Genomic DNA, 22,924 nt, shown 5'->3' with positions numbered 1-22,924 from the left:
CGGTTGCCCGGCCGCCGCGGCGGATCACCACCGCCAGCACAATGCCGGCGATCGCGTTGAGCCAGAAGATCATCCGCCAGTCGGCAACGGCCAGGACGGCAGCGCCGAGCACGGGCCCGACCACCGACCCGAGCTCCTGGACGGCACCGACGAGACCGAGCGGCATACCTCGCTCGTGCGGCGGCCAGGACGCGGCGACGATGGCAAGCGTCGCCGGCACCAGCCCGCCCCCACCCAACCCCTGGATCACGCGGCCGGCGACGAGGACGGGCAATTCGACAGCGAGGGCGGTGAGGCCGCTGCCGATCGTGAAGATCGCCAGGCACCACATGAGCACGCGCTGGCGATCGACGAGATCGGCGAGACGCCCGATGAGCGGGAGGACGGCGACATACCCGAGCAGGAAGCCGCTGATGATCGGGGCGGCGCGCTGGAGGTTCTCGATGCCGAGACCGACGCCCTGCATCATCTCCGTCAGGGCGAGGACCACGACATAGGTGTCGGCGGCGGCGAGCGCGACCGCGACGGCGGCCCACCCGAGCAGCGCGCGCGGGCGGGCCCGGGCGGCGGGCGCGGGGGCAGTCACGACGTCAGGGCTGGGCGATCTCGACGGTCTTGCCGTAGTCGGTCAGGACGATCTCGTAGCTCGAGTCGCCCGTGTCGTAGAACGGGCCGGTCAGTTTGGCGGTGCGCAGCTGGTTGCCCTCGGCGATGCCGAACTCGGCAGCGTAGGTGGAGGTGTCGGCGCCGAGGTTGAGCAGGCTCTTGACGACGGCGCCGGGGACCTTCCCGGTGTAAGCCGTGAGCACCTCCTTGCCGAAGCGTTTCTCGGTGCCTCCGGCGGCGTCGCTCGTCTTGGCGAGGATCTGCGACAGGCCGGTGTCGGGCTTGAAGAAGCCGCCGGGGTTGGGGGCGTTGAGGGCCTTGAGGTCGACCTTGGTGAAGGTGGGGGTGAACAGCTTCATCCACGTCGTGTCGCCGATGGTGATCACGTCGGTGGTCACGGGTGCGCCGCTGACGACCGCGCTGACGGTGCCTTGGAACTTCGGCGTCGTCGGGTCGATCAGTCCGGTGCCCTTGGCAGCCGACACCCCGTTGTGCCCGGACGGGATGGGCTTGTCGGACTTCAGGTCGAGGGTGACGGCCTGGGCGCCGTCGAGGGTGGTCTTGGCCGCGGCCAGGGCCGCCGCCGGGTCGGCGGCGGCCTTCTTCTCCCCCGAGCAGGCGACCACGGCCACGGGCAGCAGCACGGCTGCGAGGACGGCACGACGACGCATGAGGCGAACGATACCCGTTGCGGGTGATCGATCCCGGTCACTTCGGTGGCGACCAGGCGGCGATGGTAGGCAGGCTCGAGCCCACGTATACGGACTCCCTGGAAGGAAGGCCGGGCGGTCAGGCGGCGACGGTCAGGGAGTCGCCGTCGGGGGCCAGGTCCACCGTGACGGTGTCGCCGTCGCGCACCTGCCCGGCCAGGACGGCACGAGCGAGCCGGTCGCCGATCTCGCGCTGGACCAGGCGGCGGAGTGGGCGGGCGCCGTATGCCGGGTCGTAGCCGGTCTTGGCCAGCCAGTCCCGCGCGGCGTCCGTGACCTCCAGCGTGATCCGCCGGTCGTGCAGGCGACTGGCGAGCTGGCGGACCTGGAGCTCGACGATGTGGGCGAGTTCGTCCTGGCTGAGCGGGTCGAAGATGATGATGTCGTCGAGCCGGTTGAGGAACTCGGGCTTGAAGGCCTGGCGCACCGTCGACATGACGGCCTCCTTCTTCTGCTCCGCGCTCAGCATCGGGTCGATGAGGAACTGGCTGCCGAGGTTGGAGGTCATCACGAGAATGACATTTCGGAAGTCGACCGTGCGGCCCTGGCCGTCGGTCAGGCGGCCGTCGTCGAGCACCTGCAGGAGGATGTCGAAGGTCTCCGGGTGGGCCTTCTCGATCTCGTCGAAGAGGACGACACTGTAGGGCCGGCGGCGAACCGCCTCGGTCAGCTGGCCGCCCTCGTCGTAGCCGACATAGCCGGGCGGGGAGCCGATCAGGCGCGCGACGGCGTGGCGCTCGGAGTACTCCGACATGTCGATGCGGACCATGGCCCGCTCGTCGTCGAAGAGGAAGTCCGCCAACGCCTTTGCGAGTTCGGTCTTGCCGACACCGGTGGGGCCGAGGAAGAGGAAGGACCCGGTGGGCCGGTCGGGGTCGGCGAGCCCGGCACGGCTACGCCGCACGGCGTCGGAGACGGCCTGCACGGCACTGCCCTGGCCGATCAGGCGGGCCCCGATGATCGACTCCATCGACAGCAGCTTCTCGGTCTCGCCCTGCAGGAGTCGGCCGGCGGGGATGCCGGTCCACGCCGAGATGACCTCGGCGATGTCGTCGGGACCGACGCGCTCCTTGACCATCAGGTCGGTGGCTCCGCGGGCGATCTCGTTCTCGTTGGCGATCGCGAGTTGCTTCTCGAGCGCCGGGATGTCGCCATACAACAGCTTGGAGGCCTGCTCGTAGTTGCCCTCGCGCTGCAGCCGATCGGCCTGGGTGCGCAGCTCGTCGAGCTGAGCCTTCAGGTCACCGATCGTGTTGAGGCCGGACTTCTCTGCCTCCCAACGTGATTCGAGGGCGTTCAGTTCTTCGGTGGAGTCGGCCAGGTCCTTGCGGAGCTTGGCCAGGCGCTCCTTCGAGGCATCGTCGCTCTCCTTGGCCAGGTGCAGCTCCTCCATCTTCATCCGGTCGACGGAGCGGCGCAGCTGGTCGATCTCGACAGGGCTGGAGTCGATCTCCATGCGCAGGCGGGAGGCCGCCTCGTCGACGAGGTCGATGGCCTTGTCGGGCAGTTGGCGGCCGCTGATGTAACGGTCGGAGAGATCGGCCGCGGCGACGAGCGCGCTGTCCTCGATCTCCACCTTGTGGTGCGCCTCGTAGCGCTCCTTCAGGCCGCGGAGAATGGCGATGGTGTCCTCGACGCTCGGCTCGCCGACGAAGACCTGCTGGAAGCGGCGTTCCAGGGCGGGGTCCTTCTCGATGTGCTTGCGGTATTCGTCGAGCGTGGTCGCGCCGACGAGCCGCAGTTCGCCGCGGGCCAGGAGCGGCTTGAGCATATTGCCGGCGTCCATGGCGCCCTCGCCGGTCGCGCCGGCCCCGACGACCGTATGCAGTTCGTCGATGAAGGTGATGATCTGGCCTTCGCTGGCCTTGATCTCCTCGAGGACGGCCTTGAGCCGCTCCTCGAACTCACCGCGGTACTTCGCGCCGGCGACCATCGCGCCGAGGTCGAGGGAGAGAAGTCGCTTGTCGCGCAACGATTCCGGGACGTCGCCGTCGACGATGCGCTGGGCGAGGCCTTCGACGACAGCGGTCTTGCCGACGCCGGGCTCGCCGATGAGGACGGGGTTGTTCTTGGTGCGGCGGGAGAGGACCTGCACGACGCGGCGGATCTCGGTGTCGCGGCCGATGACCGGGTCGAGCTTGCCGTCGCGGGCGGCCTGGGTCAGGTCGGTGGAGTACTTGTCGAGCGCCTCGGAAGTGGCGTCGGGGTTCTCCGTCGTGACCTTGCGGCCGGCGCGCAGCTGCTCGATCTGATCCTCGACGGCCTTGGCGTCGACGCCGCGCAGCGCGCCCTTCTCGGCGAGCGCGAGGATGAGAGCGTCGACCGAGAGATAGGTGTCCCCCCACGCCTTCATCAGGGTGTCGGCCTGGTTCAACACGGCCATGACGGCCTGGCCGAAGCCGGGACCGCTGCTGGACCCGCTGACCTTGGGCAGCGAGGCGATCTCGGAGCGGGCCGCGGACGCGACCGCCTCGGGGCTGGTGCCGCCGGCGGCGAGGAGCGCGGGGACCGTGGTCTCGGGGACCTCGGTGGCCGCGAGCGCGACGTGAGCAGGGGTGATCTCGGGGTTGCCGGCCGTCTGGGCCGCGCGCTGAGCAATGGCCAGGATCTCGGCAACCTTGGTGGTTGGCTTGAGTTCCATGAAGGTGGTGACTCCTTTGTGCGGGTAGGGCAAATGTCGTTACCTCTGTCAACCCTGCCAAAGTTGAGTCTATCCGCTCAACCCTCTCCGGTATGGCGTGTGGCCGGGCCGTCCGTATGGCCGAGCCGACCGGCTGCCGTCGCGGAGCCATGCGATGGATACGGCGTTATCCATTGGGATGTGGGTGATCACCCCACATCCCGATGGGCAAGGGCGTGGATCGCCAGGGCCCACCCCGTCGAGATGACGATTCACGGTCGTCGAGAAGGCATCTTCGCGAGGCCGAGGGCCGCAGCACCGAGGGTGGTCAGCAAGGGAAGTGGCAGGCAGCAGCCGGCGACCGTCACCTGCGAACCGTTCTTGGTCTGCCACGTCTTGTGCGGGATCGGCCATCCGGCCATCGGGTCGTTGACCTGTCCACCCTGGCCGGGGATGCGCTGCGGGGCCTGGGGCGGCGTCTGCGCCGGCACGTCCTGAGGCGCTCCCGCGGGCCGGTCCTCGCCAGGGTAGCTGGGCGTGGGGATCTGGGTGCCGCCGGTGATGCCGTAGCTGCGCCCGGGCTTGACCCCCGGGACGCGCGAGTCCGCGCCAGGCGTGAAGGCGAAGTACGGGCGCCTGCCACGGGGACGCGAAACCATGGAGGGCTCCTGAAGTGGGCGATGAGGGCTGTCCTCACCTTAAGCATCCGAGCGCTCAGCCACCCGCCCAAGCAGTTGCGCAATTGGCGGGCGCCCCCCATCCGCGACGGCACACCCGTCGTGAGGTTTGTCCCATCCGGCCCGACGGGCCGGCGTGGCGCTGGAGGATGAGCACGTGCACCCTCCGACGGAAGGCACCTCCATGACCGGCCGACTCCCCACATTCGACGATGCGTTGGCGGTCCTCGCCGGCCAGAACTTCAGCGCCCTCGTCGGGGCGGAACTGATTGCCTTCGGCACCGGCGCTGCCGCGCTCAAGATTCCGCTACGCGCCGATCTGCTCCAGCAACACGGGGTCGCCCATGGCGGCGTGCTCGCGTACGCCGCGGACAACGCCATCACCTTCGCTGCGGGTTCGCTGCTCGGAGCGGATGTCCGCACGACCGGCGTGAGCGTGGCGTACATCCGCCCGGCCGCCGGCGCCTACCTGGTCGCCACGGCCACCGTTGTCACGTCGACGAGCCGGTCGGCCGTATGCAGCTGCGAGGTGGTCGCGTTCGACGAGGACGACCAGGCCAGCATCGTCGCGGTCGCGCAAGGCACCGTGCGCCGCGCTCAATCCTGAGGTCGGTGGCGCAGCTCGGGTTCGAGTTCGCGGACGATCTGCGCGTGCAGGGCCTCGTCGATGCGGAACTTCGCGCGCCATACGAGATAGCCCAGGACGACGAGGACGGCCGGGATCAAGAGCATCGAGGTCTTCACCATCGTCACGCCACGGTCGGTGACGTCCGCGGCGGTGTCCGCGTCATTGATTCCGGCGAGAATGATTGTCGCAGAGACGATCCAAGTGTTCATGGCCGCCGAGGTCTTGTTGATGAAGGGCTGCAGGGCGAAGGTGACGGCGTTGTTGCGACGGCCCAGCTTCCACTGGCCGTATTCGATCGTGTCGGCCTGGAAGACGAGCATCAGCAGCATGATGAAGCTCGCAAGGAAGAAGAGCGTGAATGCCAGTGCGCCCAGCACCACGAGGTTGAGTGGCGCGAAGTAGAAGACGACATAGGTGACGAGGATCGCCAGGGTCGACCAGGTGTAGATCTGTCCGCGCGACCAGCGGCGGCGCACGAACGGGAAGGTCGCCAGGCCGGCGATCTGCCCCAGCCCGACGAACAGCGCGAAGACGGGGAAGACCGCCTCGTCGCCGTAGACGTACTTGAAGTAGTAGAAGCCGAAGGATCCGGTCGTGCCGTACCCGAGCATGAACAGCAGGTATGCCGCTGCGGCCCAGAGCAATTGGTCGTTGCGGAAGAGGGCTCGCAGGAGTTCGCGAATGCCGGTGCGCTCACCCTCCAGGTCGATGTCCTTGCGTTCGCGCACCAGCGCGATCGTGACAATGACGATCGCCACGAAGCGCCAGGAGGCCGCGTCCCCGCCGTCGACGCCGGCCACGGCCGACGCGGCGACCGGCACCCCGGCGACGGCGGCGAACTGCCCGACCGAGGCGAACGTCTTGGCCACCGCGGCCATTCGCTCCCGCTCCACGGGGTTGACCGACAGGGCCGGCAGCATCCCCCAGTAGGAGATGTCGTGGGCAGACCAGGTGATGCCCCACAACAGCATGAACAGCCCGTACACGCCGACGAGTTGGCCCCCGCGCAGGCCGGTATCGGTGAAGAGGAGCACCGTCATGACCGCCGAGGCCACTCCGCCGACGAGCATCCACGGCTTGAACTGCCCCCACCGGGTGCGGGTGCTGTCGACGAATGCGCCGACGACCGGGTCGAGGAAGGCGTCGACAATCCGCACGCCGAGCAGCACCGCCGAGACCCACCACATCGTCGCGTCGGGCAGGTCGAGGACCTCGGTGAGGAAGACGACCTGATAGAAGCTGACGAGCGTGTAGATCGCGTCCCGGCCGAGAGTGCCGATGCCGAAAGTCCACTGGTTGCGCCGAAATTCCGGGCTGCGCTGCCCGCGCAACCCGCCGGCGGCGGTGTCGGTCATGCGGCGAACCTTACTGGCGGGTAGGCGCCGGCGTCACTCGTCGGCGGGGCGTTCGAGATAGGCATGGATGAGCGGGACGACGCTGGCGCCCTCGCCGGCGGCCGACGCGACCCGCTTCATCGACCCCGAGCGGATGTCGCCGACGGCGAAGATCCCGGGCACGGACGTCGCGAGGCTCTCCGGCGGGCAGTTGTCGACCCAATACTCCATCGGGACGTCCCGCCCGGTGAGGACGAATCCCCGCTCGTCGCGGCATACCTCCGGCGGCAGCCACTCGCAGTGCGGTTCGGCGCCGAGCAACAGGAACAGTCCCCGCGCGTCGGTCCGCCTGCGTTCGTGCGTCTCGGTGTCCTCGATCTCGATCCACTCCAGCTGATCCTGACCGCCACCGTCGACGACTGCCGCGTTGCCGCGCACCGTGATTCGCGGGTTGTGGTCGATCTCGTCGATCAGATACCTCGACATCGTCGAGCTGAGATCGGGCCGGCGGATCAGGATCGTCACCGACCGCGCGAAGCGCGCCAGATGCACCGCGGCCTGGCCCGCCGAGTTGCCGCCGCCGACGACGAAGACCGGCTGGTCCTCCATCTCGCGGGCGGCGGTCATCGCCGCGCCGTAGTTGACGCCCCGCCCGACGAGTTCGTCGATCGCCGGTATGCCGATGCGCCGGTAGTCGACGCCGCTCGCGATGACGACGGTTCGGGCGCGCACGTCGCCGCCCTCGGTGCAGACGGTATGCGGATCGCCCCCCTTCCCCGGTTTCAGCGCCGTCGCCGGCCAGCCGGTGAAGAACTGCGTGCCGAAACGGATCGCCTGACTGCGGGCGCGCTGCGCGAGCTTGCCGCCGGAGATCCCGCGCGGAAAGCCCAGGTAGTTGCGGATCATCGAGGACGTACCTGCTTGTCCCCCAATGGCTTCCGCCTCGATCGCCACCGTGCTCAGCCCTTCGCTCGCGCCGTAGACCGCCGCGGCGAGCCCGCCGGGCCCGGCCCCGACGATGAGGATGTCGGCGACGGTGTCGACGAGGATGTCGTCCGGCCGGCCGGTGATCATCGTGGCCACCTCGCGCACGCTGCCGGGCGCGACGATGTGATCGGTCATGTAGGCGCGCATGAGCGGGTAGGTCGGCTCCCCGTCATACAGCGCCACGATCTCCCGGCCCACCTCGCTCTCGGGCGTGTAGAGCCGGTTGGGCGACCCGACCCGGTCGAGGTAGTCGCGGATGGCGAGCGTCAGGCCACCACCGTTGTCGGAGACGAGTTGGACCGAGTCGACCAGCGGCACCGGCACCGTCGCGCCCCACTCGGAGAGCAATTCGCATACGGCAGTGTGGAATTCCTCGTCCCGCGCCCCCCGCGGCATGAGCAGGAAAGCGTCGAACTTGCCCTTCTGCAGGCCCGGACGCAAGGCTGGCCCGTCCTCGCGGAACCGGTCCCACGGCGAGACGATCAGCCGGCGGGCGGTCGGCACGGCCGAGCGCAGCATGCTGATGCCGACGAGGGGATGCATGTCGGGCAGCATCGAATCCGCGACGAACATCGCGATGTCGCCGCCGCGCCGCACGACCCGCATCGTCGCGGCCATCGCGTCATCGCCCGAGCGAGCCGTGACGATGTCATAGTCACGGGCATACCGGCCGAACTCGTCGGCCAGGTGTTCCGCGTGTTCCGCGGAGACGATGATGATCGCCGGCTTGCTCCCCCGTGGTGCCTCGGTCACATGGGGATCGTAGGCCGCCTTCTCGTCAGGAGCAGCCCTCCGTCGTGAATCGGCACATGCCCTTGGCCAGCATCGCGAGGGTCTGCCGGTCGTCGGCGCGGTCGGCCTCGTCTTCCACGGTGAGCCCGTCGCACTCGCTCGCGGCCGTGCGCCACCTGGTGAGGGCGTCCTGGGCTGAGGCATCGTCCGCGTACATCCGGGCCACTCGGGAGACCTGCCCCGAGGAGCTGGTCAGGACGGCGGGGATCGCATCCACGGCGCCGGACTCGGCACGTCAGGTGCCCCTGTTGAGGCAGTCGCCGAGGCCTTCGAAGACCTGGCCGACGAGGTCCCGCGACGGTTTGTCGAGGGAACCGTCGCCGGCCCCTTCCAGACCGTCCGCGAGGGGGATGGTGTCGAGGCTCGCGGGGGTCGTGGTGTCGGCGGCGGCGCTCGGCGGCTGGGCGGAGACGACGGCGTCGGGCGTCGCGAGGGCGGCATACCCGGCGCTTCCCGGGCAAAGGTCGGAGAAAGTCCTGTCCGTGCGCTCCGAAATACCAAATCGCGCAGTGATTTTCGTGCCCAGCGGGAGGACACTGGCGCCCTCGGCTCCAAGACTCGCCATCCCCCCACCGTCCGTTGTCCAGGTGGCGCCGACGGGGAGGACGAGGACTCGGGGCGTGCCTTCGGGGGACTCCGCTGGCGGGCCCTGGAGGACCAGGCACCCACCGGCGATCGCCAAAGTGCCCTCCACCGTCGCCGTGGCGCCGGCCAGTCCGGACCCCCCGGGGGCATGCCGGAACACCTGCGGGTCGTCGGCGATGCGCTCCGCCCACACGGGCACCACGGCCGGCTGCGGGCCGGCGGGGGGCGTGGGCGAGTTCCACAAGGACGCACCGCCGAAGGCCGCGGCGACGGTCACGACCGTGGCGGCACAGACCATCGCGATCTGGCGGCGCACGCGACGCCGACGACCGATGCTGCGCACCTCTGCGCCGTCGACGTCGGGATCCGCGCGCAGACGCTCGGCCAACTCGCGCAAGCGGGTGTCGATATCGCTCATCGAAGACTCCCCTCGGATACGCCGGCGAGGCCGGCGCGAGCACGGTGCAGCCGGGACTTGACGGTCCCTTCGGGAACGCCGATCTCCGCCGCGATCTGAGCGACCGATCTGTCGGCGAAATAGTGCAGGACGATGACGCGCCGCTGATCGAGGGGCAGCCGCTGCAGGACGTCCAGCAGATCGAGCCGAGTCTCACTGTCCGCCAAGGGATCCCGCGGGGCTCGCAGTCCTTGTGCGGTCAGTTCCCGGCCGCGCCGGAGCCGGCGCCAGCGGCTGACGGCCAGCCGGTATGCCGTGGTGCGGATCCACGCGTCCTGCTCGCCGACGCTCTCGAGAGTGGGCTTCCTGTCCCAGGCGCGCACGAAGGCCTCCTGGACACAATCTTGCGCCTCGGCGCGATCGCCGACGAGCGCGGTGAGCTGGGCGACCAACCGGGGGTATGCCGCGGCGTACCAATGATCGAACTCAGCAGCGTCCACCAGGCCTCCCTCCGGCACCACGATCAGCATCTGCGATCATCACAAGAACGCACCCGGGCGACCGGCCGGTTGCATGCGGGCGCGACTTCTTCGCCAGGTGCTCGCTGCGAGAATGACCAACCGCCCCCGCATCTCGAAAGGCCCCCATGCGCATCGTCGTCCTCGGCTCGGGCGCGTCATCCTCGATGCGCTCGGCCATCCGCGCCGTCCGGTGGTGTCGATGCCCAATGCGGCACTCACGGCCGGGTTGCGGGCCCGACGCCGCACGGCTGCGGGTGCAGAAGAAGGACTCGGAACTGACCCTTTCCCGACTGGCCGCCGACCTCATCGGGCGCGACCTGAGCCTGGACACGCGCGCCTGCGGCAGCGCGATCGGCCTGACCCCTCGATCGCTGGACGCGGAGACCGTCGCGACGGTCGCCGCCTGCCGCTGAACCGGCGCGGGCGTCTCAGCTCTCGTAGCGCGGCTCGGGCTCGGGGTCGTACCAGCCACCGCGCTCGCTCGCGGTCGCCTCGAAGCGGTCGCGCAGGCCGGACGCGACGGCGCCGCTGTCGTCATCGACATTGGCCTCGCGGACATAGACCGCCCACTCGTCGGACTCGGCGTCGTCCTCACCGGCCAGCGGTTGCCGAAGGACGCGGACCTCGGTGAAGCCCTCGTCGCGCAGTTCCTCGGCGACCTCGTCGGCGTCGTCACGCTCGGGGAAGACCAGCAGGTGCTCGCTCACGCGGCCACTGTATGACGGGAGACCGCGCCCGAGGCGTGAAACCGGCTGCGCTGCTCGACCGCCGGCTGCCATGCTCTGGCGATGGCTCCCACCCGCGTCGCTCACTACCGGACCCCGGAGGAACTGGCTGAATTCCTGCCCACGCTCGACGCCACCGCCAAGGATCGGGGCACGGTGAAGCTCATCGTGCGGCGCCCAGCGGTGGGCGAGCGCGAGGTGCTCGGCGTCGGAAGGCTGGACCCGGCATACGGACTGCAGGGCGACACCTGGATCGAACGCGGATCGAAGCGGACCAGTGACGGGTCTTCCCACCCCGACATGCAACTGAACGTCATGAGCCACCCGATGGTGGAGTTCCTCGCCCAGGATCCCGCCCTGGAACCGCTCGCCGGCGACCAGCTCTATCTGGATCTCGATCTCTCCCAAGACAATCTGCCCGAGTGGACGCTGCTGCTGTTCGGTGATCCGGACGCACCAGGCGCGGTCATCCAGGTGACGGATCAGCCGCATACCGGCTGCAAGAAGTTCGTCGAGCGGTTCGGGCCGGAGGCCATGCGCTTCGTCAACGGCAAGGACGGCCGGCCCCGCCGGCTTCGCGGGCTCAACGCCCGGGTCACCCAGGCCGGAGAGGTGCGCGTCGGCGACACGGTGACCGTGCGCCGGGCCGGGTGACACCTGCCGTCTGGACGACATCGCTCAGCCCTCCTAGGGTGGCGCGCCCGCACGCAGGTGCGGACGCAGCCGGACGGCGGCGACCGCCACGGCCACCAGGCCGGCGACCCCGGCCACGACATAGGCGCCGCGGGGCCCCACAGTCGCGTTGAGCGTGCCTCCGAGCAGCAGCGCGATCAGGCCCATCGCGCGCGATGCACCGCCGACGAAGGCGAGGACGCGCGCCCGCACGGTGTCCGCCAGAATGCTCATGAGCAGGGTGAAGACGAGGGCATTGCTCAGGCCCAGCGTCAGGCCGACGATCGACCCGAGGGCAAGGAAGACGAGGAAGTCGGGCGCCAGGCCTTGCCCGATCTGCGCCACCGGCAGGAGCGACAGGCATATCACGATCACGAGGATCCGGCGTCTCGTGCCGTGCACCGCGCCAGCCCCGAAAGCCCCCACGACCGCTCCGGTCCCGGCGGCCGCCTCCCCCAGGCCAAATTGAAAGGCGCTGGCGCCGAGGACATCTCGTAAGAGGAAGACCTCGACGGCGTTCACGGATTCCAGGGCGACGATGAGCGGCAACAGCGCCCACACGAGGAGCACGAGCGCCGGGTGACGACGCAGTTCGCGAATGCCGTCACGTGGCAGGAACTCCAGCCGGGCGGGATCTGCCGGCTCTCCGTCGACCCGCGGCGGCAGGCGGAGAAGGAGCGCGGCCACCACGAGGCCGGAGACTGCGCGTGCACGCGCAGCAGAAGCGCAACCATGGCCATCGCGTCCGTCACGAGCGACCCGATCGCGGCCACGAGCAGGATCACCGCGTCCCGAGAACGACCGATCTGTCTCCATTCGTGAAGCGTTTGTTTCATGGTCATGAAGGTATCACTTCACAGTTGTGAAGCAACTATTACGATGGGCCGTATGCCGACCTCCCGCACGACCGCTCGCACCGAGCTGCGGATCGAGGACCCGCGCGCCCTGCGCGCCCTGGCCCACCCGGCCCGGCAGCGGATCATCTCCGAGCTGTATGCCGGCGAGACGCTCACGGCGACGGAGGCGGCGAAGCTCGTGGGGCTGACGCCGTCGGCGACGAGCTATCACCTGCGCGCCCTCGAGAAATGGGGTGTCGCGGTGCGCGATGCGCCTGGCGACGACGGCCGGGAACGACCGTGGCGTTCGGCCGCCGACTCGATCACCGTGCTGCCCACGGCCCATCGGCGCGCGGGGCTCGACGCGAGTCGGACCTCGGTCCACGCGTGGCTCGGGGACCTCGAGGACGGGCTCGAGCGGCTCACAGCCTCGGTCGCGCAGGGCCGCGAGCAGGGAATGACGTCTCGAGGCCGCCTGTGGCTGACGCCGGACGAGGAGCGGCAACTGCGGGAACGCCTCGGGGAGGCCGTGGCGGATCTGCGGGGCCGTACGCGGCGTGATCACCCCGCCGGCGCGACCCCGTATGACGTCTTTGCCCTCATCCTCCCCGCAGACGAATCGTGACCCGATCTGCGGCCCTCCCTCCCGCCACGGATGGCAGAGTGGCCCGCATGTGGGGTTTGCGATGAGCACACCGACCGTGCGCCAGCGCACGTGGCTGCCCCTGGTGGTCGTGGCCGTGGGCGTGCTGACCCTGGCCGTGCTCTTCGCCGGCGCGTTGAGCAGCTTTCGCGATGCCCTCTTCGGCGAGGACGCGCCACCGGCGCCTGGCGACACGACCCTGCTCGAGATCCGCAAGACAGCGGAGTTGCGGGCCGCGACCGGGTCCTATTCGGTGCCCGTCTATTACGGCTACGACAAGGACAAGGGCATCTTGTCCGAAATCGTGCCCGATGTCATCGACGCAAACTCCGGTGTTGCGATCTATCAGGGGAGCATCGACGCGCTCATCGACCTGAAGTCGTTGCAGGACAATAACATCAAGGCCGACAAAGAGGCCGGCACGCTGAGGATCACGGTGCCCGCCCCGGCCCTGACGACGCCCAAGGTGGACCTCGGCAAGTCGCGGATCGTCGCCCAGCAACGCGGCATCGGCACGCGCGTCGGGGAGTTCTTCGACGACGCACCGCTCGAGCAGCGGCAGGCGCTCGACCAGGCCGCGGTGGCGGCCTTGCAGCAGGCCGCCGGGGAGTCGGGGTTGCAGGCGACCGCCCGCGAGAACGGCCGCGACTTCCTGACCGCACTCGGGCATCAAATGGGTTTCACCACCGTCACGGTCATCTATGCGGACGAGCCTGGGGCGCTCCAGTAACGCACATCTCATAGCTGCACTCGGGGGCAAATTTGCACTGAGTGCATGATGGTGTCACAGTGGAGACATGAGCATGTCTCCCAGCGACTGCACCGTCCACGGTGCGGTCACGGCGGTGAGCGGCCTGCGGGAGCGCAAGAAGGCCCGCACGACCCAGCAACTCGTCGACGCGGCCTACGCGCTGCTCGCCGAGGGTGGGTTCGAGGCGATGACCGCCGAGGCCATCGCCGACCGCGCCGGCGTCTCGCGCCGCACCTTCTTCAACTACTTCCCTTCCCTCGAGGCGGTCCTCGTCCGCGGCGTCACCGACCTGCTCGACGAGGTGTGCGGGGCTCTCGAGGACTTGCCGGCCGACGAGCCACTCCTGGAGGGCCTGATGCAGCTGGCGTCCTCGCCGGCCCAGGAAGCCCTCCTGCACCGCGTCGCCGTCCTGGGGGCGCTCGGCACTGCCGCACCGCATACCAAGACCGTGCTGCACACCGCCATGCTCGACTGGCTGGAGTGGCTCATCGACTTCGTCCGCTCGCGGGTCCCCGCGGGCAGCGATGACCTGTATGTCGTCTCCCTCGCCACCGCGATCGTCTCGGCCGCCCAGGCCGCGATTATCCGCTGGGCCGAGCAGACCGGCGCCGACCTTTCCCCCTCGGGTGTGGCTGCCTTCCGGGCCACGCTCGCCACCAGCATGAACTACTTCCGTCGCGGGTTCGACGCCGCGCCGATCGGCTGAGGAGGCCGACTCCCTTATGGCACGAATCCTCTATCGAATCGGGCGTTGGTGCGCCGAGCACGCCAAGTCCGTCATCGCCCTCTGGCTCGCTGTGCTCGTCCTCGTGGGCGGCGCGGCGGCGAGCTTCGGCACGCCGATGACGAGCAAATTCTCGTTGCCCGACAGCGAGTTCCAGTCCGTGCTCGACAAGCTGGGCGCGGAGATCCCCGAGTTCCGCGGCGGCTTCGGCACCGTGGTCTTCGAGAGCGAGACCGGCGCGTTCACTGCTTCGCAGAAGACGGCAATCGAGAAGACGATCGCCTCGTGGAAGAACGTCGATCACGTCACCGCCGTGACCGATCCATTTGCCGCCCAACAACAACTCGACGAATCGCGCACCGAACTCGACGCCGCCGAGAAGAAGCTGACGGACGGGCAGAAGGATCTCGAAACGGGACGTGCCAAGCTCGACAAAGCCGGCGCCCAGGTCGCCCAGGGCGAGGGCCTGATCAAGCTCGTCGCCCAGAAGGACCGGAACGACCCCAGCCTGCCAGCCCTGCGCAAGCAGGTCGCCGACGGCAAAGCGCAGCTCGCCGAGGGTGAGAAGGAGTGGGAGGCCGGCAAGGCCGACCTCGAGGCCGGCTGGCAACGCTACAACGTCGGCAAGGCCCAGATCGACTCACTCGGCGGCATGCACTTCGTCACCTCCGACGGGCGCTACGCCCTGACCCAGATCCAGTTCGACGACGACGTCAATTCCGTTCCGTATGAGGCCCGTTCGCAGATCCCCGAGCGTGCCGGCGAACTCGCCGCGGCGGGCGTCAAGGCAAACTACTCAAGCGAGATCGTGCAGGAGATCTCGCTCGTCGGGCCCGGCGAGATCATCGGTCTCACCATCGCGCTCATCGTCCTTGTCGCGATGCTCGGCACCCTCATCGCGGCCGGTCTGCCGCTCGTCGGCGCCATCATGGGTGTGGGTGTCGGCCTCGCCGGCGCGGTTGCCGCCTCACACTTCTTCGACATGCACCAGATGACGCCGACCCTGGCCCTGATGCTCGGCCTCGCCGTCGGCATCGACTACGCCCTGTTCATCGTCAACCGGCACCGGTCGATGTATCTGCACGGCACCCCCCTGCGCGAATCGATCGGACGGGCCGTCGGGACCTCCGGCAGCGCCGTGACGTTCGCCGGTATGACCGTGGTCATCGCCCTCGCGGCCCTCGTCCTGTCGGGCATCCCCATCCTCGCCCAGATGGGCCTGGTCGCCGCCGGCACCGTCGCGGTCGCGGTGCTCGTCGCCGTCACCCTGACGCCCGCGCTGCTCAGCCTGGTCGGCACCCGGGTGGCCTCACGCCGGCTGTGGCGCGCCAACGGATACTCGACGCCGGCGGACGACTCGACGCGCGTCATACCGGGCGACGAGCACGAGGAGGAGCACGGCGGATGGTATGTCCGTCTGACGACCGGTCACCCCTGGCTGACCATCCTCGCCGTGGTCTCCGCAGTCGTCGTGCTCGCATTGCCCGCGCTCTCCATCCGACTCGGCCTCCCCGACGGGTCGAGTGAGCCGAAGGGCAGCTCCGCCTACACGACCTATCACATCATCGACGAGCACTTCGGCAAGGGCATGAACGGCCCGGTGCTGGCCGTCGCGACGATGGACTCGGCGCAGCCCACCGCGCAGCAGGCGCAGGACGCGGCCGCCGAACTCGCCATCGCCCTTGCTGACTCCGCCGGCGTGGACGGCGCCGCCGTCGCCGGCGTGTCGGACGACCACAAAACCATTGCGCTGCAGGTGATTCCCCAGAGCGGGCCGGCCGATGAGGCCACGCTCGACACCGTGCACAACCTGCAGGACAGCGCCGCCCACCTGGGCGAGATCACCGGCACGACGGTTGGGTTCACGGGCCAGACGGTCGCCAATATCGAGATCTCCGAGAAGCTGAGCGCCGCCTTGCCCGGCTATCTGCTCACCGTCGTCGGCCTCTCGCTCGTCATCCTGCTCATGGTGTTCCGCTCGCTCGTCGTGCCGTTGGTCGCGACGGCCGGATTCCTGCTGTCCGTGGCGGCGGCTTTCGGCGTGACGGTCGCCGTCTACCAATGGGGGTGGCTCTCCGACCTCTTCGGCGTCAGCACGCCCGGACCGATCCTGTCCTTCATGCCCATCATCCTCATCGGCGTGCTCTTCGGCCTGGCGATGGACTACCAGATGTTCCTCGTCACCGGCATGCGCGAGGCGTGGGCGCACGGCGAGGACGCCCAGCGCGCGGTGAAGTCGGGCTTCCTCCACGGGGCCAAGGTCGTCACGGCCGCGGCCATCATCATGGCGTCGGTCTTCGGCGGCTTCGTCTTCTCCCACCTGGCGATGATCCGGCCCATCGGCCTCGGCCTCGCCGTCGGCGTGATCGTCGACGCCTGGCTGGTGCGGATGACGCTGACCCCGGCCATCATGCAACTGCTCGGCGAACGTGCCTGGACCCTCCCGCGCTGGCTGGACCGCCTCATACCGAATGTCGACGTCGAGGGTGCCAGCCTCGAAGGCCACACCGGCCCGACGCCCGGCCGACCCACGGCGACGCAACCCGCTGGCGCCTAGACTCTCGGATCCTTCAGCACGGCGACGAACGTTGTACGTATTCACGACCAGTTGCCCTCCCGGATAGCGGCACGGTACGGAATGCTCCCCGTTGCCCTTGCGCGGCGTCCCCGACCTAGCGTCGGCGGCACCTCACCGCCGGCCACGGCGTGACTGAGTCCGGAGCCTTCTGCAACACCTGTTGCTGTATGACGTTCCCGCCCGGCACCTTCTGTTGCTGCTGCGGCTGAGGCCGACCCGTGGCGGATGCGCTGCGCTCCCGCAGGGCTGTACGCATCCGCCACGACCGGCCGCCAACGGTCCCGTACCACTGCGCATCGGGAGTGCTTGCCCCTGCGCCGGGGCTGCGATCTAGCGTCGAAGCGCCAACCAGTGAAAGGACGCGGCCCATGGACACCCAGACGACGGTCGACTTCGATGACCTGCCGATGAACTCCTTCGAGCTCGCAAGGCCATCGCCGATGTCCAGTTGAGTGGAGTGACCATCCGCGCGGGCGACATCGTGATCCCCGCGGTCGGCGCCGCCAACCGCGACCCCGAGGTCTTCCCCCATCCGGACACCCCCGACGTGGATCGCGTTGGGCCGCGCCATCTTTCGTTCGGGGCCGGAGCTCACGCGTGCATCGGTATGGCGCTGGCCCGGCTGGAACTGCTGGTGACGCTGCGCGAGCTCAGCCGCGCGCTGCCGGATCTGACACTCGGCTGCGCGGTGACGACCTGAGTCGGTCGCACCCGGAGCTGCCGGTGAACCCGATCGAGAGGATCCCCCTGCGCCTGTCGGCGGTCACCCACTGACGCTTCCGGTCAGCGCTGGCCGGCGCGGGTGCGGGGCCGGGGGGCGAAGGGATCCCAGCGCACCAAGGCCTGCGCGCCGAGGTGCGGAGGGCGCTCGCCGGGACGGAGCACGATGGTCTCCCCGGCAGAGCCGACAGCGAAAACCCTTCGCCCAGCGGCCATTTCGGCACGCTGGAACGCGAAGGTCAACTCTTCGACTCGCGCTCGCAGAGCTTCGACGTGGTCCTCGAGGTCAAGGATCCGTTGGATGCCGGCGAGGCTGACGCCCTCCTCCTGCGAGAGGCGCTGCACCTCCCGCAGCCGGGCGACGTCCCGCGCCGAATAGCGCCGGCCGCCGCCCGGGGTGCGGGTGGGGGTGACCAGCCCGAGCCTGTCGTACTGGCGGAGGGTCTGCGCGTGCATACCGGCGAGCTGGGCCGCGACGGAGATGACGAAGACCGGAGTCTCGTCATCGGGGCCGAGCCCGTTGGTCGCCATGACGATCAGTCCTTCGCCGCTTCGCGGAAGAGGTCGGCCCGCGGGTCGGCGCCCTCTTCCTGAGCGCGCAGCGTCTCGATCGCAGCTCGCGCCTCGTCGGAAAGCCGTTGCGGCACAAGGATGGCGACCTTGGCGAGCAAGTCTCCTGTGTGGGACTTGGTCTTGACGCCGCGACCTTTGACTCGCAGGACGCGGCCCGACGGAGTCCCCGGAGCGATCTTGACCTTGACGGCGTGACCGTCGAGCGTCGGCACCGCAACCGTTGCGCCCAAGGCGGCTTCGGCGAAGGTGACCGGCAGGTCGATGGTCAGGTTGTCGCCGTCGCGTCCGAAGACGGGGTGCTTCTCGACCGAGACGGTGAGGATCAAGTCGCCCTTGGCGGCGCCGGGATCACCGTCGCCGCCCTTGCCGCGCAGCTTGATCTTCTGGCCATCCTTGACACCGGCCGGGATGCGCGTGGTGATGCGCTGCCCGTCCAGGCCGCTGAGGGTGACCGTCGAGCCCTCGACCGCGTCGCGGAAGCTCAGGGTCGTCTTGGCCTGGATGTCCGGGCCCCGCTGCGGCCCGCGCGGGGCGCCGAAGCCGCCGCGATCGCCATACGGTGAACCCTGCCCGAACCCACCCTGCTGGCCGAACAGACCACCGAGAATGTCATTCAGGTCCGGCTGGCCGCCGCCCCCGCGGGTGCTGAAGCGGACGTTGCCGCCCTGCCCGCCGAACATCGAGGAGAAGATGTCCTCGAAGCCCTCGGCGCCGGCGCCCCCGCCGGGGCCGCCGGCAGTGAATCGGGCTCCGCCACGGGCCATTTGGCGAACGGCGTCATACTCCTGACGCTGCTTCTTGTCCGACAGCACCGAGTGGGCCTCGGTGATGTCCTTGAACTTCTGCTCGGCGGCGGGATCCCCGGCGTTCTTGTCCGGGTGGTGCTGCCGGGCGAGCTTGCGATAGGCCTTCTTGATGGCCGCGTCGTCGGCGTCGCTGGGGACGCCGAGGATCGCGTAGAAGTCCTTCTCGAACCAGTCTTGGCTAGCCATGTTGGCGTCCTCCCTTCGTTACTGCGGATCGGCGACGGCCACGCGGGCCGGACGGATGACCTTGGTGCCGGCACGATAGCCGGGCTGGAGCACCTGGACGATGGTGGTCGTCGTGGCTTCGGCCGGCAGGTCGGCGTCGGGCAGGTGCATAAGGGCCTCGTGCTGCTCGGGGTCGAAGGCTTCACCCACGACGCCGAAACGCTCGAAACCGAAGCGCCCCAAGGTGTTTTCGAGTTTGTCGGAGATGGCGGCAAACGGACCGTCGGTGAGGTCACCATGGTCGCGCGCGCCCTGGATGTCGTCCATCACCGGGAGCAGCGCCTCGAGGACGTCGGCGATCGCACGCTCCTGGATGAGCGGCCGGTCACGGTCGACGCGACGCTTGTAGTTGACGTATTCGGCGTTGAGCCGCTGCAGGTCGTTCAGACGCTCGGCGGCCAGGACGGTGTCCGGGTGGACGGCGTCCGGCGGGGGCGCGCCCGCGGACTCGGCCGGAGCCGAATCCGCAGGCGCGGCGGCATCATTCGCCGCTTCCGTGTTCACCGCGTCCGCCTCGACCGGCTGCCCGCCGTTCGGGGTGATCGGGGAATCGGTCACTTCTTGTCGTCCTCGTCGTCCTCGACGACCTCGGCGTCCACGACGTCGGAGTCGTCGGCGGGGGTCGTGCCCTGCGCGGAGTCGGTGGACTCGCCGCCACCCATGTTGGGCGACTCACCCTGCTCGGCGGACGCCGCATACAGCGCGGCGCCCATCTTCTGGGACTCCTCGTTGAGCTTGGTCACCTTGGCGTTGATGTCCTCGACCGAGGCCGTCGACTCGGGCTTGATGGCCTCCTTAAGGTCGGCCAACGCCTCATCGACCGGCTTGCGCAGGTCGTCGGTCAGTTTGTCGCCGCTGTCGGCGAGGAATTTCTCGGTCGAGTAGACCAGCTGCTCGGCGGTGTTGCGCGACTCGGTCTCCTCGCGGCGCTTGGCGTCGTCGGCGGCGTGCGCCTCGGCGTCCTTGACCATGCGGTCGATCTCCTCCTTGGACAGGGCAGACCCGCCGGAGATGGTGATCTTCTGCTCCTTGCCGGTGCCGCGGTCCTTGGCCGTGACGTGGACGATGCCGTTGGCGTCGATGTCGAAGGTGACCTCGATCTGGGGCACGCCACGCGGAGCCGGCGCGATGCCGGACAGTTCGAAGGTGCCGAGGTTCTTGTTCATCTGGGCCATCTCGCGCTCGCCCTGGAAGACCTGGATCAGCACGGACGGCTGGTTGTCTTCAGCGGTGGAGAAGACCTCCGAACGCTTGGTCGGGATGGCGGTGTTGCGCTCGATGAGCTTGGTGAACAGGCCACCCTTGGTCTCGATGCCGAGGCTGAGCGGGGTGACGTCGATGAGCAGGACGTCCTTGCGCTCACCCTTGAGGACACCGGCTTGGAGGGAGGCGCCGAGGGCGACGACCTCGTCGGGGTTGACACCCTTGTTGGGCTCCTTGCCGGCGAGCTCCTTCACGAGGGCGGAAACGGCCGGCATACGGGTCGAACCACCCACCAGGACAACGTGATCGATGTCCTCGAGCTTGATGCCCGCGTCCTTGATGACGTTCTGGAAGGGGGCCTTGCAGCGGTCGAGGAGGTCCTTGGTCATCTGCTCGAACTGGGCCCGGGTGAGGGTCTCGTCGAGGTGGATGGGGCCGTTCTCGCTCATGGAGAGGTATTGCAGGGAGATGTTGGTGCTGGTCGCGGACGACAGCTCCTTCTTGGCCTGCTCGGCGGCGTCGCGCAGACGCTGCATGGCGATCTTGTCCTTGGACAGGTCGACACCGGTGGTGTTCTTCACCGTGGTGAGCAGGTGCTGGACGATCCGGTCGTCCCAGTCGTCGCCACCAAGGCGGTTGTCACCGCTGGTCGCCTTGACCTGGATGGTGGAGAAGCCGTCCTCGGGGTCCTTGCCGACCTCGAGGAGGGAGACGTCGAAGGTGCCACCGCCGAGGTCGAAGACGAGGATGAGCTCGTCTTCCTTGCCCTTGTCGAGGCCGTAGGCCAACGCGGCCGCGGTGGGCTCGTTGACGATGCGCAGGACGTTCAGGCCCGCGATCTCGCCGGCCTCCTTGGTGGACTGGCGCTCGGCGTCGTCGAAGTATGCCGGGACGGTGATGACCGCGTCGGTCACGGGCTCACCCAGGTAGGCCTCGGCGTCGCGCTTGAGCTTCTGAAGGATGCGCGCCGAGATCTCCTGCGCGGTGTACTTCTTGCCGTCGATCTCGTCGGTCTTCCAGTCGGTGCCCATGTGGCGCTTGACCGAGCGGAGGGTGCGGTCGGCGTTGGTGACGGCCTGCCGCTTGGCGACCTCACCGACGAGGACCTCGCCGTTCTTGGCGAAGGCGACGACGGACGGGGTGGTGCGACCGCCCTCGGCGTTCGCGATGATGGTGGGCTCGCCGCCTTCGAGGACGGCGACAGCAGAGTTGGTGGTTCCGAGGTCGATACCGACTGCACGGGCCATGTGGTGATGCTCCTTGTGTGTGAGAGTTGAGCTGCTTGCACTCAAGTTAAGGACCGTAGGCGGCTTGCGCAACTTGAGGTCCAGAAACTTGCGTCTGCTTGACTCAACCCTTGACACCCCGGCGGTGTTCCCGATCCCCGGAGAAAGTCGGCGACCATTCCTCCTCGTGAGACCACCGCCCTGCTGACTGCTCGCGTCGTCGTTACGCATATCGTCGGGCCCTCGATGCATCGACCCCCTGCCCCGGGTGAGGATGCGCCAAGCACCCGACGATGTTGCAGACCCGACCCCGTGACCGAGCCGACGCTGCGGCCGGCGATGCCAGACCGGTGACATCGCTCCTCAGCAGCGGATCGCGGCGACGGCTTCGATCTCGACGAGCTGGTGGTCGTGGCCGAGGACGGTGACGCCCAGGAGTGTGCTCGGCGGGTCGTGCGGTGCGATGGCAGCCCGGTATCCGTGCCAGGCGGCGCCGAGATCCTGCTGGTCCGGGCTCGCGACCAGCACCCTGGTACTGACCAAGTCGGTGATGTCGGCCGACAGCTCTCCCAGGACGGTGCGCAAGTTGGCGACACACTGCTCAGCCTGGCGCAGGTAGTCCCGGGTCCCGACCGTGACACCGGACTCGTCCAGCGGGCATGACCCGGCGAGGAAGACGAGGCGAGTGCCCTCGGGGACGGCGGCGGCATACGCGTACTGCGCGACATCGGACAGAAGACCGGAGCGGATCAGGTCGGCCGGCATGTCCGCCAGTATCGCGTCGCCGGAGCGCCCTGTTGCGCACATTGCGACACGACGCGCCAGCACACGGCGCCGTTACCCGGGGCGCAGGGCGACGACGAGACACCGTCCGCGCGCTGCGTCGCCGTCGCCGTGGCCGTGACCTTGCCGCGGTGACGAGACCCGGATCGGGCGGTTAGGTTCGAGGCATGCGTGAGCTGATCGAGATCCCGGTAGCGACGGAGCGGGTCGAGGCGATCGTGGCCACCCCGGACGAGGCAGACGCCCATCCCGGGGTGCTGCTCTTCATGGACGCCTTCGGGCTACGCCCGCAGATCGAGGCGATGGCCGATCGCATCGCGTCGTGGGGATATGTCGTCCTGGCACCCAACACTCTCTATCGTTCTGGCCGGGTCGCGAAGGTCTCCCCACCCGCCGATCTGCGCGACCCGGACACTGCCGCAAAGGTTTTCGCACGAGTCATGCCGATGATCGGGCGGCTCGACGGCGCGGCGGCGGCGGTCGACGTCCCGGCATACGTCGCAGCGCTGCGTGCGTTGTCGCAGTGCGCACCGGGTGCCATCGGCGTCACCGGCTATTGCATGGGCGCCCGGCTCGCGACGCGCGCCGCCGGCCTCGACGCG

At 68.9% G+C, this 22,924-nt stretch carries 24 protein-coding genes and 1 pseudogene; 9 read left to right on the top strand and 16 right to left on the bottom strand.

The window, feature by feature from the left end:
- From BN11_RS02090 to BN11_RS02075, 4 genes are all read right to left on the bottom strand, one after another.
- Nucleotides 1-586, bottom strand: a 586-nt coding sequence (locus BN11_RS02090; protein ID WP_048693833.1) for an MFS transporter, incomplete at its 3' end; no start/stop codon positions are given.
- 4 nt (nt 587-590) lie between these two features.
- Nucleotides 591-1,277: an LppX_LprAFG lipoprotein gene (locus tag BN11_RS02085; protein WP_048693830.1), complete on the bottom strand. Its 687-nt coding sequence runs from the start codon at nt 1,275-1,277 to the stop codon at nt 591-593.
- A 118-nt stretch (nt 1,278-1,395) separates the two neighbouring features.
- Nucleotides 1,396-3,957 (bottom strand): ATP-dependent chaperone ClpB, encoded by a 2,562-nt coding sequence (clpB, locus tag BN11_RS02080; protein ID WP_048693827.1) that lies wholly within the window; start codon nt 3,955-3,957, stop codon nt 1,396-1,398.
- 251 nt (nt 3,958-4,208) lie between these two features.
- Nucleotides 4,209-4,595: a hypothetical protein gene (locus BN11_RS02075; RefSeq protein ID WP_048693825.1), complete on the bottom strand. Its 387-nt coding sequence runs from the start codon at nt 4,593-4,595 to the stop codon at nt 4,209-4,211.
- Between the two features lie 175 nt (nt 4,596-4,770).
- Here BN11_RS02075 and BN11_RS02070 point away from each other — a divergent pair, with 175 nt between their 5' ends.
- Nucleotides 4,771-5,220, top strand: a complete 450-nt coding sequence (locus BN11_RS02070; RefSeq protein WP_201329196.1) for a PaaI family thioesterase — start codon at nt 4,771-4,773, stop codon at nt 5,218-5,220.
- Here BN11_RS02070 and BN11_RS02065 read toward each other — a convergent pair.
- From BN11_RS02065 to BN11_RS02045, 5 genes are read right to left on the bottom strand one after another with little or no spacing between them, the layout of a single operon-like run.
- Nucleotides 5,211-6,596 carry a glycoside-pentoside-hexuronide (GPH):cation symporter gene (locus tag BN11_RS02065; RefSeq protein WP_048693821.1) on the bottom strand — a complete coding sequence of 462 codons (1,386 nt, stop codon included), beginning with the start codon at nt 6,594-6,596 and terminating at the stop codon, nt 5,211-5,213. The two genes, BN11_RS02070 and BN11_RS02065, sit on opposite strands and share 10 nt — an antisense overlap.
- Before the next feature lie 33 nt (nt 6,597-6,629).
- Nucleotides 6,630-8,315, bottom strand: a complete 1,686-nt coding sequence (locus BN11_RS02060) for an FAD-dependent oxidoreductase (RefSeq protein WP_048693818.1) — start codon at nt 8,313-8,315, stop codon at nt 6,630-6,632.
- A gap of 25 nt (nt 8,316-8,340) precedes the next feature.
- On the bottom strand, nt 8,341-8,571 hold the full coding sequence (locus BN11_RS24960) for a hypothetical protein (protein ID WP_048693815.1): 231 nt from the start codon (nt 8,569-8,571) through the stop codon (nt 8,341-8,343).
- A gap of 18 nt (nt 8,572-8,589) precedes the next feature.
- Entirely contained in the window at nt 8,590-9,357 is a 768-nt protein-coding gene (locus tag BN11_RS02050; protein WP_048693812.1) for a hypothetical protein, read from the bottom strand.
- Nucleotides 9,354-9,866 (bottom strand): RNA polymerase sigma factor, encoded by a 513-nt coding sequence (locus BN11_RS02045; protein WP_048693809.1) that lies wholly within the window; start codon nt 9,864-9,866, stop codon nt 9,354-9,356. Before BN11_RS02045 ends, BN11_RS02050 begins: the two co-directional genes overlap by 4 nt.
- A gap of 245 nt (nt 9,867-10,111) precedes the next feature.
- Between BN11_RS02045 and BN11_RS23350 the strand changes: the two genes are divergently transcribed.
- Complete coding sequence (locus BN11_RS23350; protein WP_162213140.1) at nt 10,112-10,270, top strand: hypothetical protein; 159 nt, start codon at nt 10,112-10,114, stop codon at nt 10,268-10,270.
- Between the two features lie 15 nt (nt 10,271-10,285).
- Here the strand turns inward: BN11_RS23350 and BN11_RS02035 are convergent, their stop codons facing one another.
- Complete coding sequence (locus BN11_RS02035; protein WP_048693802.1) at nt 10,286-10,564, bottom strand: hypothetical protein; 279 nt, start codon at nt 10,562-10,564, stop codon at nt 10,286-10,288.
- An 81-nt stretch (nt 10,565-10,645) separates the two neighbouring features.
- Between BN11_RS02035 and BN11_RS02030 the strand changes: the two genes are divergently transcribed.
- Nucleotides 10,646-11,236, top strand: a complete 591-nt coding sequence (locus BN11_RS02030; protein WP_048693797.1) for an MOSC domain-containing protein — start codon at nt 10,646-10,648, stop codon at nt 11,234-11,236.
- A 33-nt stretch (nt 11,237-11,269) separates the two neighbouring features.
- Here BN11_RS02030 and BN11_RS02025 read toward each other — a convergent pair whose 3' ends face one another.
- Nucleotides 11,270-11,944: an MFS transporter gene (locus BN11_RS02025; protein ID WP_162213139.1), complete on the bottom strand. Its 675-nt coding sequence runs from the start codon at nt 11,942-11,944 to the stop codon at nt 11,270-11,272.
- Nucleotides 11,945-12,142: 198 nt separating this feature from the next.
- Between BN11_RS02025 and BN11_RS21195 the strand changes: the two genes are divergently transcribed.
- The 5 genes and pseudogenes from BN11_RS21195 to BN11_RS01995 form a co-directional block, all read left to right on the top strand.
- Nucleotides 12,143-12,715: a winged helix-turn-helix domain-containing protein gene (locus BN11_RS21195; protein ID WP_053083970.1), complete on the top strand. Its 573-nt coding sequence runs from the start codon at nt 12,143-12,145 to the stop codon at nt 12,713-12,715.
- 61 nt (nt 12,716-12,776) lie between these two features.
- Entirely contained in the window at nt 12,777-13,463 is a 687-nt protein-coding gene (locus tag BN11_RS02010; protein ID WP_048693789.1) for a DUF4230 domain-containing protein, read from the top strand.
- Between the two features lie 67 nt (nt 13,464-13,530).
- Nucleotides 13,531-14,190 carry a TetR family transcriptional regulator gene (locus tag BN11_RS02005; protein WP_048693787.1) on the top strand — a complete coding sequence of 220 codons (660 nt, stop codon included), beginning with the start codon at nt 13,531-13,533 and terminating at the stop codon, nt 14,188-14,190.
- Nucleotides 14,191-14,206: 16 nt separating this feature from the next.
- Nucleotides 14,207-16,765, top strand: a complete 2,559-nt coding sequence (locus BN11_RS02000) for an MMPL family transporter (protein ID WP_048693783.1) — start codon at nt 14,207-14,209, stop codon at nt 16,763-16,765.
- A gap of 445 nt (nt 16,766-17,210) precedes the next feature.
- Nucleotides 17,211-17,486 (top strand): annotated as a pseudogene (locus tag BN11_RS01995) (cytochrome P450); the annotation flags it as partial.
- Between the two features lie 83 nt (nt 17,487-17,569).
- Here BN11_RS01995 and BN11_RS01990 read toward each other — a convergent pair.
- The 5 genes from BN11_RS01990 to BN11_RS01970 all read right to left on the bottom strand — a co-directional run bounded on the left by BN11_RS01990 (nt 17,570) and on the right by BN11_RS01970 (nt 22,304).
- Nucleotides 17,570-18,037 carry a heat shock protein transcriptional repressor HspR gene (locus tag BN11_RS01990; RefSeq protein WP_048693777.1) on the bottom strand — a complete coding sequence of 156 codons (468 nt, stop codon included), beginning with the start codon at nt 18,035-18,037 and terminating at the stop codon, nt 17,570-17,572.
- Between the two features lie 5 nt (nt 18,038-18,042).
- Entirely contained in the window at nt 18,043-19,071 is a 1,029-nt protein-coding gene (locus tag BN11_RS01985) for a DnaJ C-terminal domain-containing protein (protein ID WP_048693774.1), read from the bottom strand.
- A gap of 18 nt (nt 19,072-19,089) precedes the next feature.
- The gene (locus tag BN11_RS01980) at nt 19,090-19,668 is read right to left on the bottom strand and encodes a nucleotide exchange factor GrpE (protein WP_053083969.1); all 579 of its coding nucleotides are present in this window, start codon (nt 19,666-19,668) and stop codon (nt 19,090-19,092) included.
- Entirely contained in the window at nt 19,665-21,560 is a 1,896-nt protein-coding gene (gene dnaK / locus BN11_RS01975) for a molecular chaperone DnaK (RefSeq protein WP_048693771.1), read from the bottom strand. Before dnaK ends, BN11_RS01980 begins: the two co-directional genes overlap by 4 nt.
- Nucleotides 21,561-21,902: 342 nt before the next feature.
- Complete coding sequence (locus BN11_RS01970) at nt 21,903-22,304, bottom strand: RidA family protein (protein WP_048693768.1); 402 nt, start codon at nt 22,302-22,304, stop codon at nt 21,903-21,905.
- A gap of 185 nt (nt 22,305-22,489) precedes the next feature.
- On the opposite strand from BN11_RS01970, the gene BN11_RS01965 reads away from it, so the two are divergent.
- Nucleotides 22,490-22,924: dienelactone hydrolase family protein (locus BN11_RS01965; RefSeq protein WP_201329195.1), on the top strand; the 435-nt coding region annotated here is incomplete at its 3' end.

This window comes from Nostocoides australiense Ben110, from assembly GCF_001050535.1.
In the GTDB taxonomy this organism is placed as follows: Bacteria; Actinomycetota; Actinomycetes; order Actinomycetales; family Dermatophilaceae; genus Nostocoides_A; species Nostocoides_A australiense.
This window is presented reverse-complemented; position numbering and strand designations above follow the sequence as displayed.

Bases quoted from the DNA above. Each gene is read 5' to 3' on its own strand.
- BN11_RS02085 (WP_048693830.1), bottom strand. From the start codon at position 1,277: ATGCGTCGTCGTGCCGTCCTCGCAGCCGTGCTGCTGCCCGTGGCCGTG.
- clpB (WP_048693827.1), bottom strand. From the start codon at position 3,957: ATGGAACTCAAGCCAACCACCAAGGTTGCCGAGATCCTGGCCATTGCT.
- BN11_RS02075 (WP_048693825.1), bottom strand. From the start codon at position 4,595: ATGGTTTCGCGTCCCCGTGGCAGGCGCCCGTACTTCGCCTTCACGCCT.
- BN11_RS02065 (WP_048693821.1), bottom strand. From the start codon at position 6,596: ATGACCGACACCGCCGCCGGCGGGTTGCGCGGGCAGCGCAGCCCGGAA.
- BN11_RS02050 (WP_048693812.1), bottom strand. From the start codon at position 9,357: ATGAGCGATATCGACACCCGCTTGCGCGAGTTGGCCGAGCGTCTGCGC.
- BN11_RS02045 (WP_048693809.1), bottom strand. From the start codon at position 9,866: ATGCTGATCGTGGTGCCGGAGGGAGGCCTGGTGGACGCTGCTGAGTTC.
- BN11_RS02030 (WP_048693797.1), top strand. From the start codon at position 10,646: ATGGCTCCCACCCGCGTCGCTCACTACCGGACCCCGGAGGAACTGGCT.
- BN11_RS21195 (WP_053083970.1), top strand. From the start codon at position 12,143: ATGCCGACCTCCCGCACGACCGCTCGCACCGAGCTGCGGATCGAGGAC.
- BN11_RS02010 (WP_048693789.1), top strand. From the start codon at position 12,777: ATGAGCACACCGACCGTGCGCCAGCGCACGTGGCTGCCCCTGGTGGTC.
- BN11_RS02005 (WP_048693787.1), top strand. From the start codon at position 13,531: ATGAGCATGTCTCCCAGCGACTGCACCGTCCACGGTGCGGTCACGGCG.
- BN11_RS02000 (WP_048693783.1), top strand. From the start codon at position 14,207: ATGGCACGAATCCTCTATCGAATCGGGCGTTGGTGCGCCGAGCACGCC.
- BN11_RS01990 (WP_048693777.1), bottom strand. From the start codon at position 18,037: ATGGCGACCAACGGGCTCGGCCCCGATGACGAGACTCCGGTCTTCGTC.
- BN11_RS01985 (WP_048693774.1), bottom strand. From the start codon at position 19,071: ATGGCTAGCCAAGACTGGTTCGAGAAGGACTTCTACGCGATCCTCGGC.
- dnaK (WP_048693771.1), bottom strand. From the start codon at position 21,560: ATGGCCCGTGCAGTCGGTATCGACCTCGGAACCACCAACTCTGCTGTC.
- BN11_RS01970 (WP_048693768.1), bottom strand. From the start codon at position 22,304: ATGCCGGCCGACCTGATCCGCTCCGGTCTTCTGTCCGATGTCGCGCAG.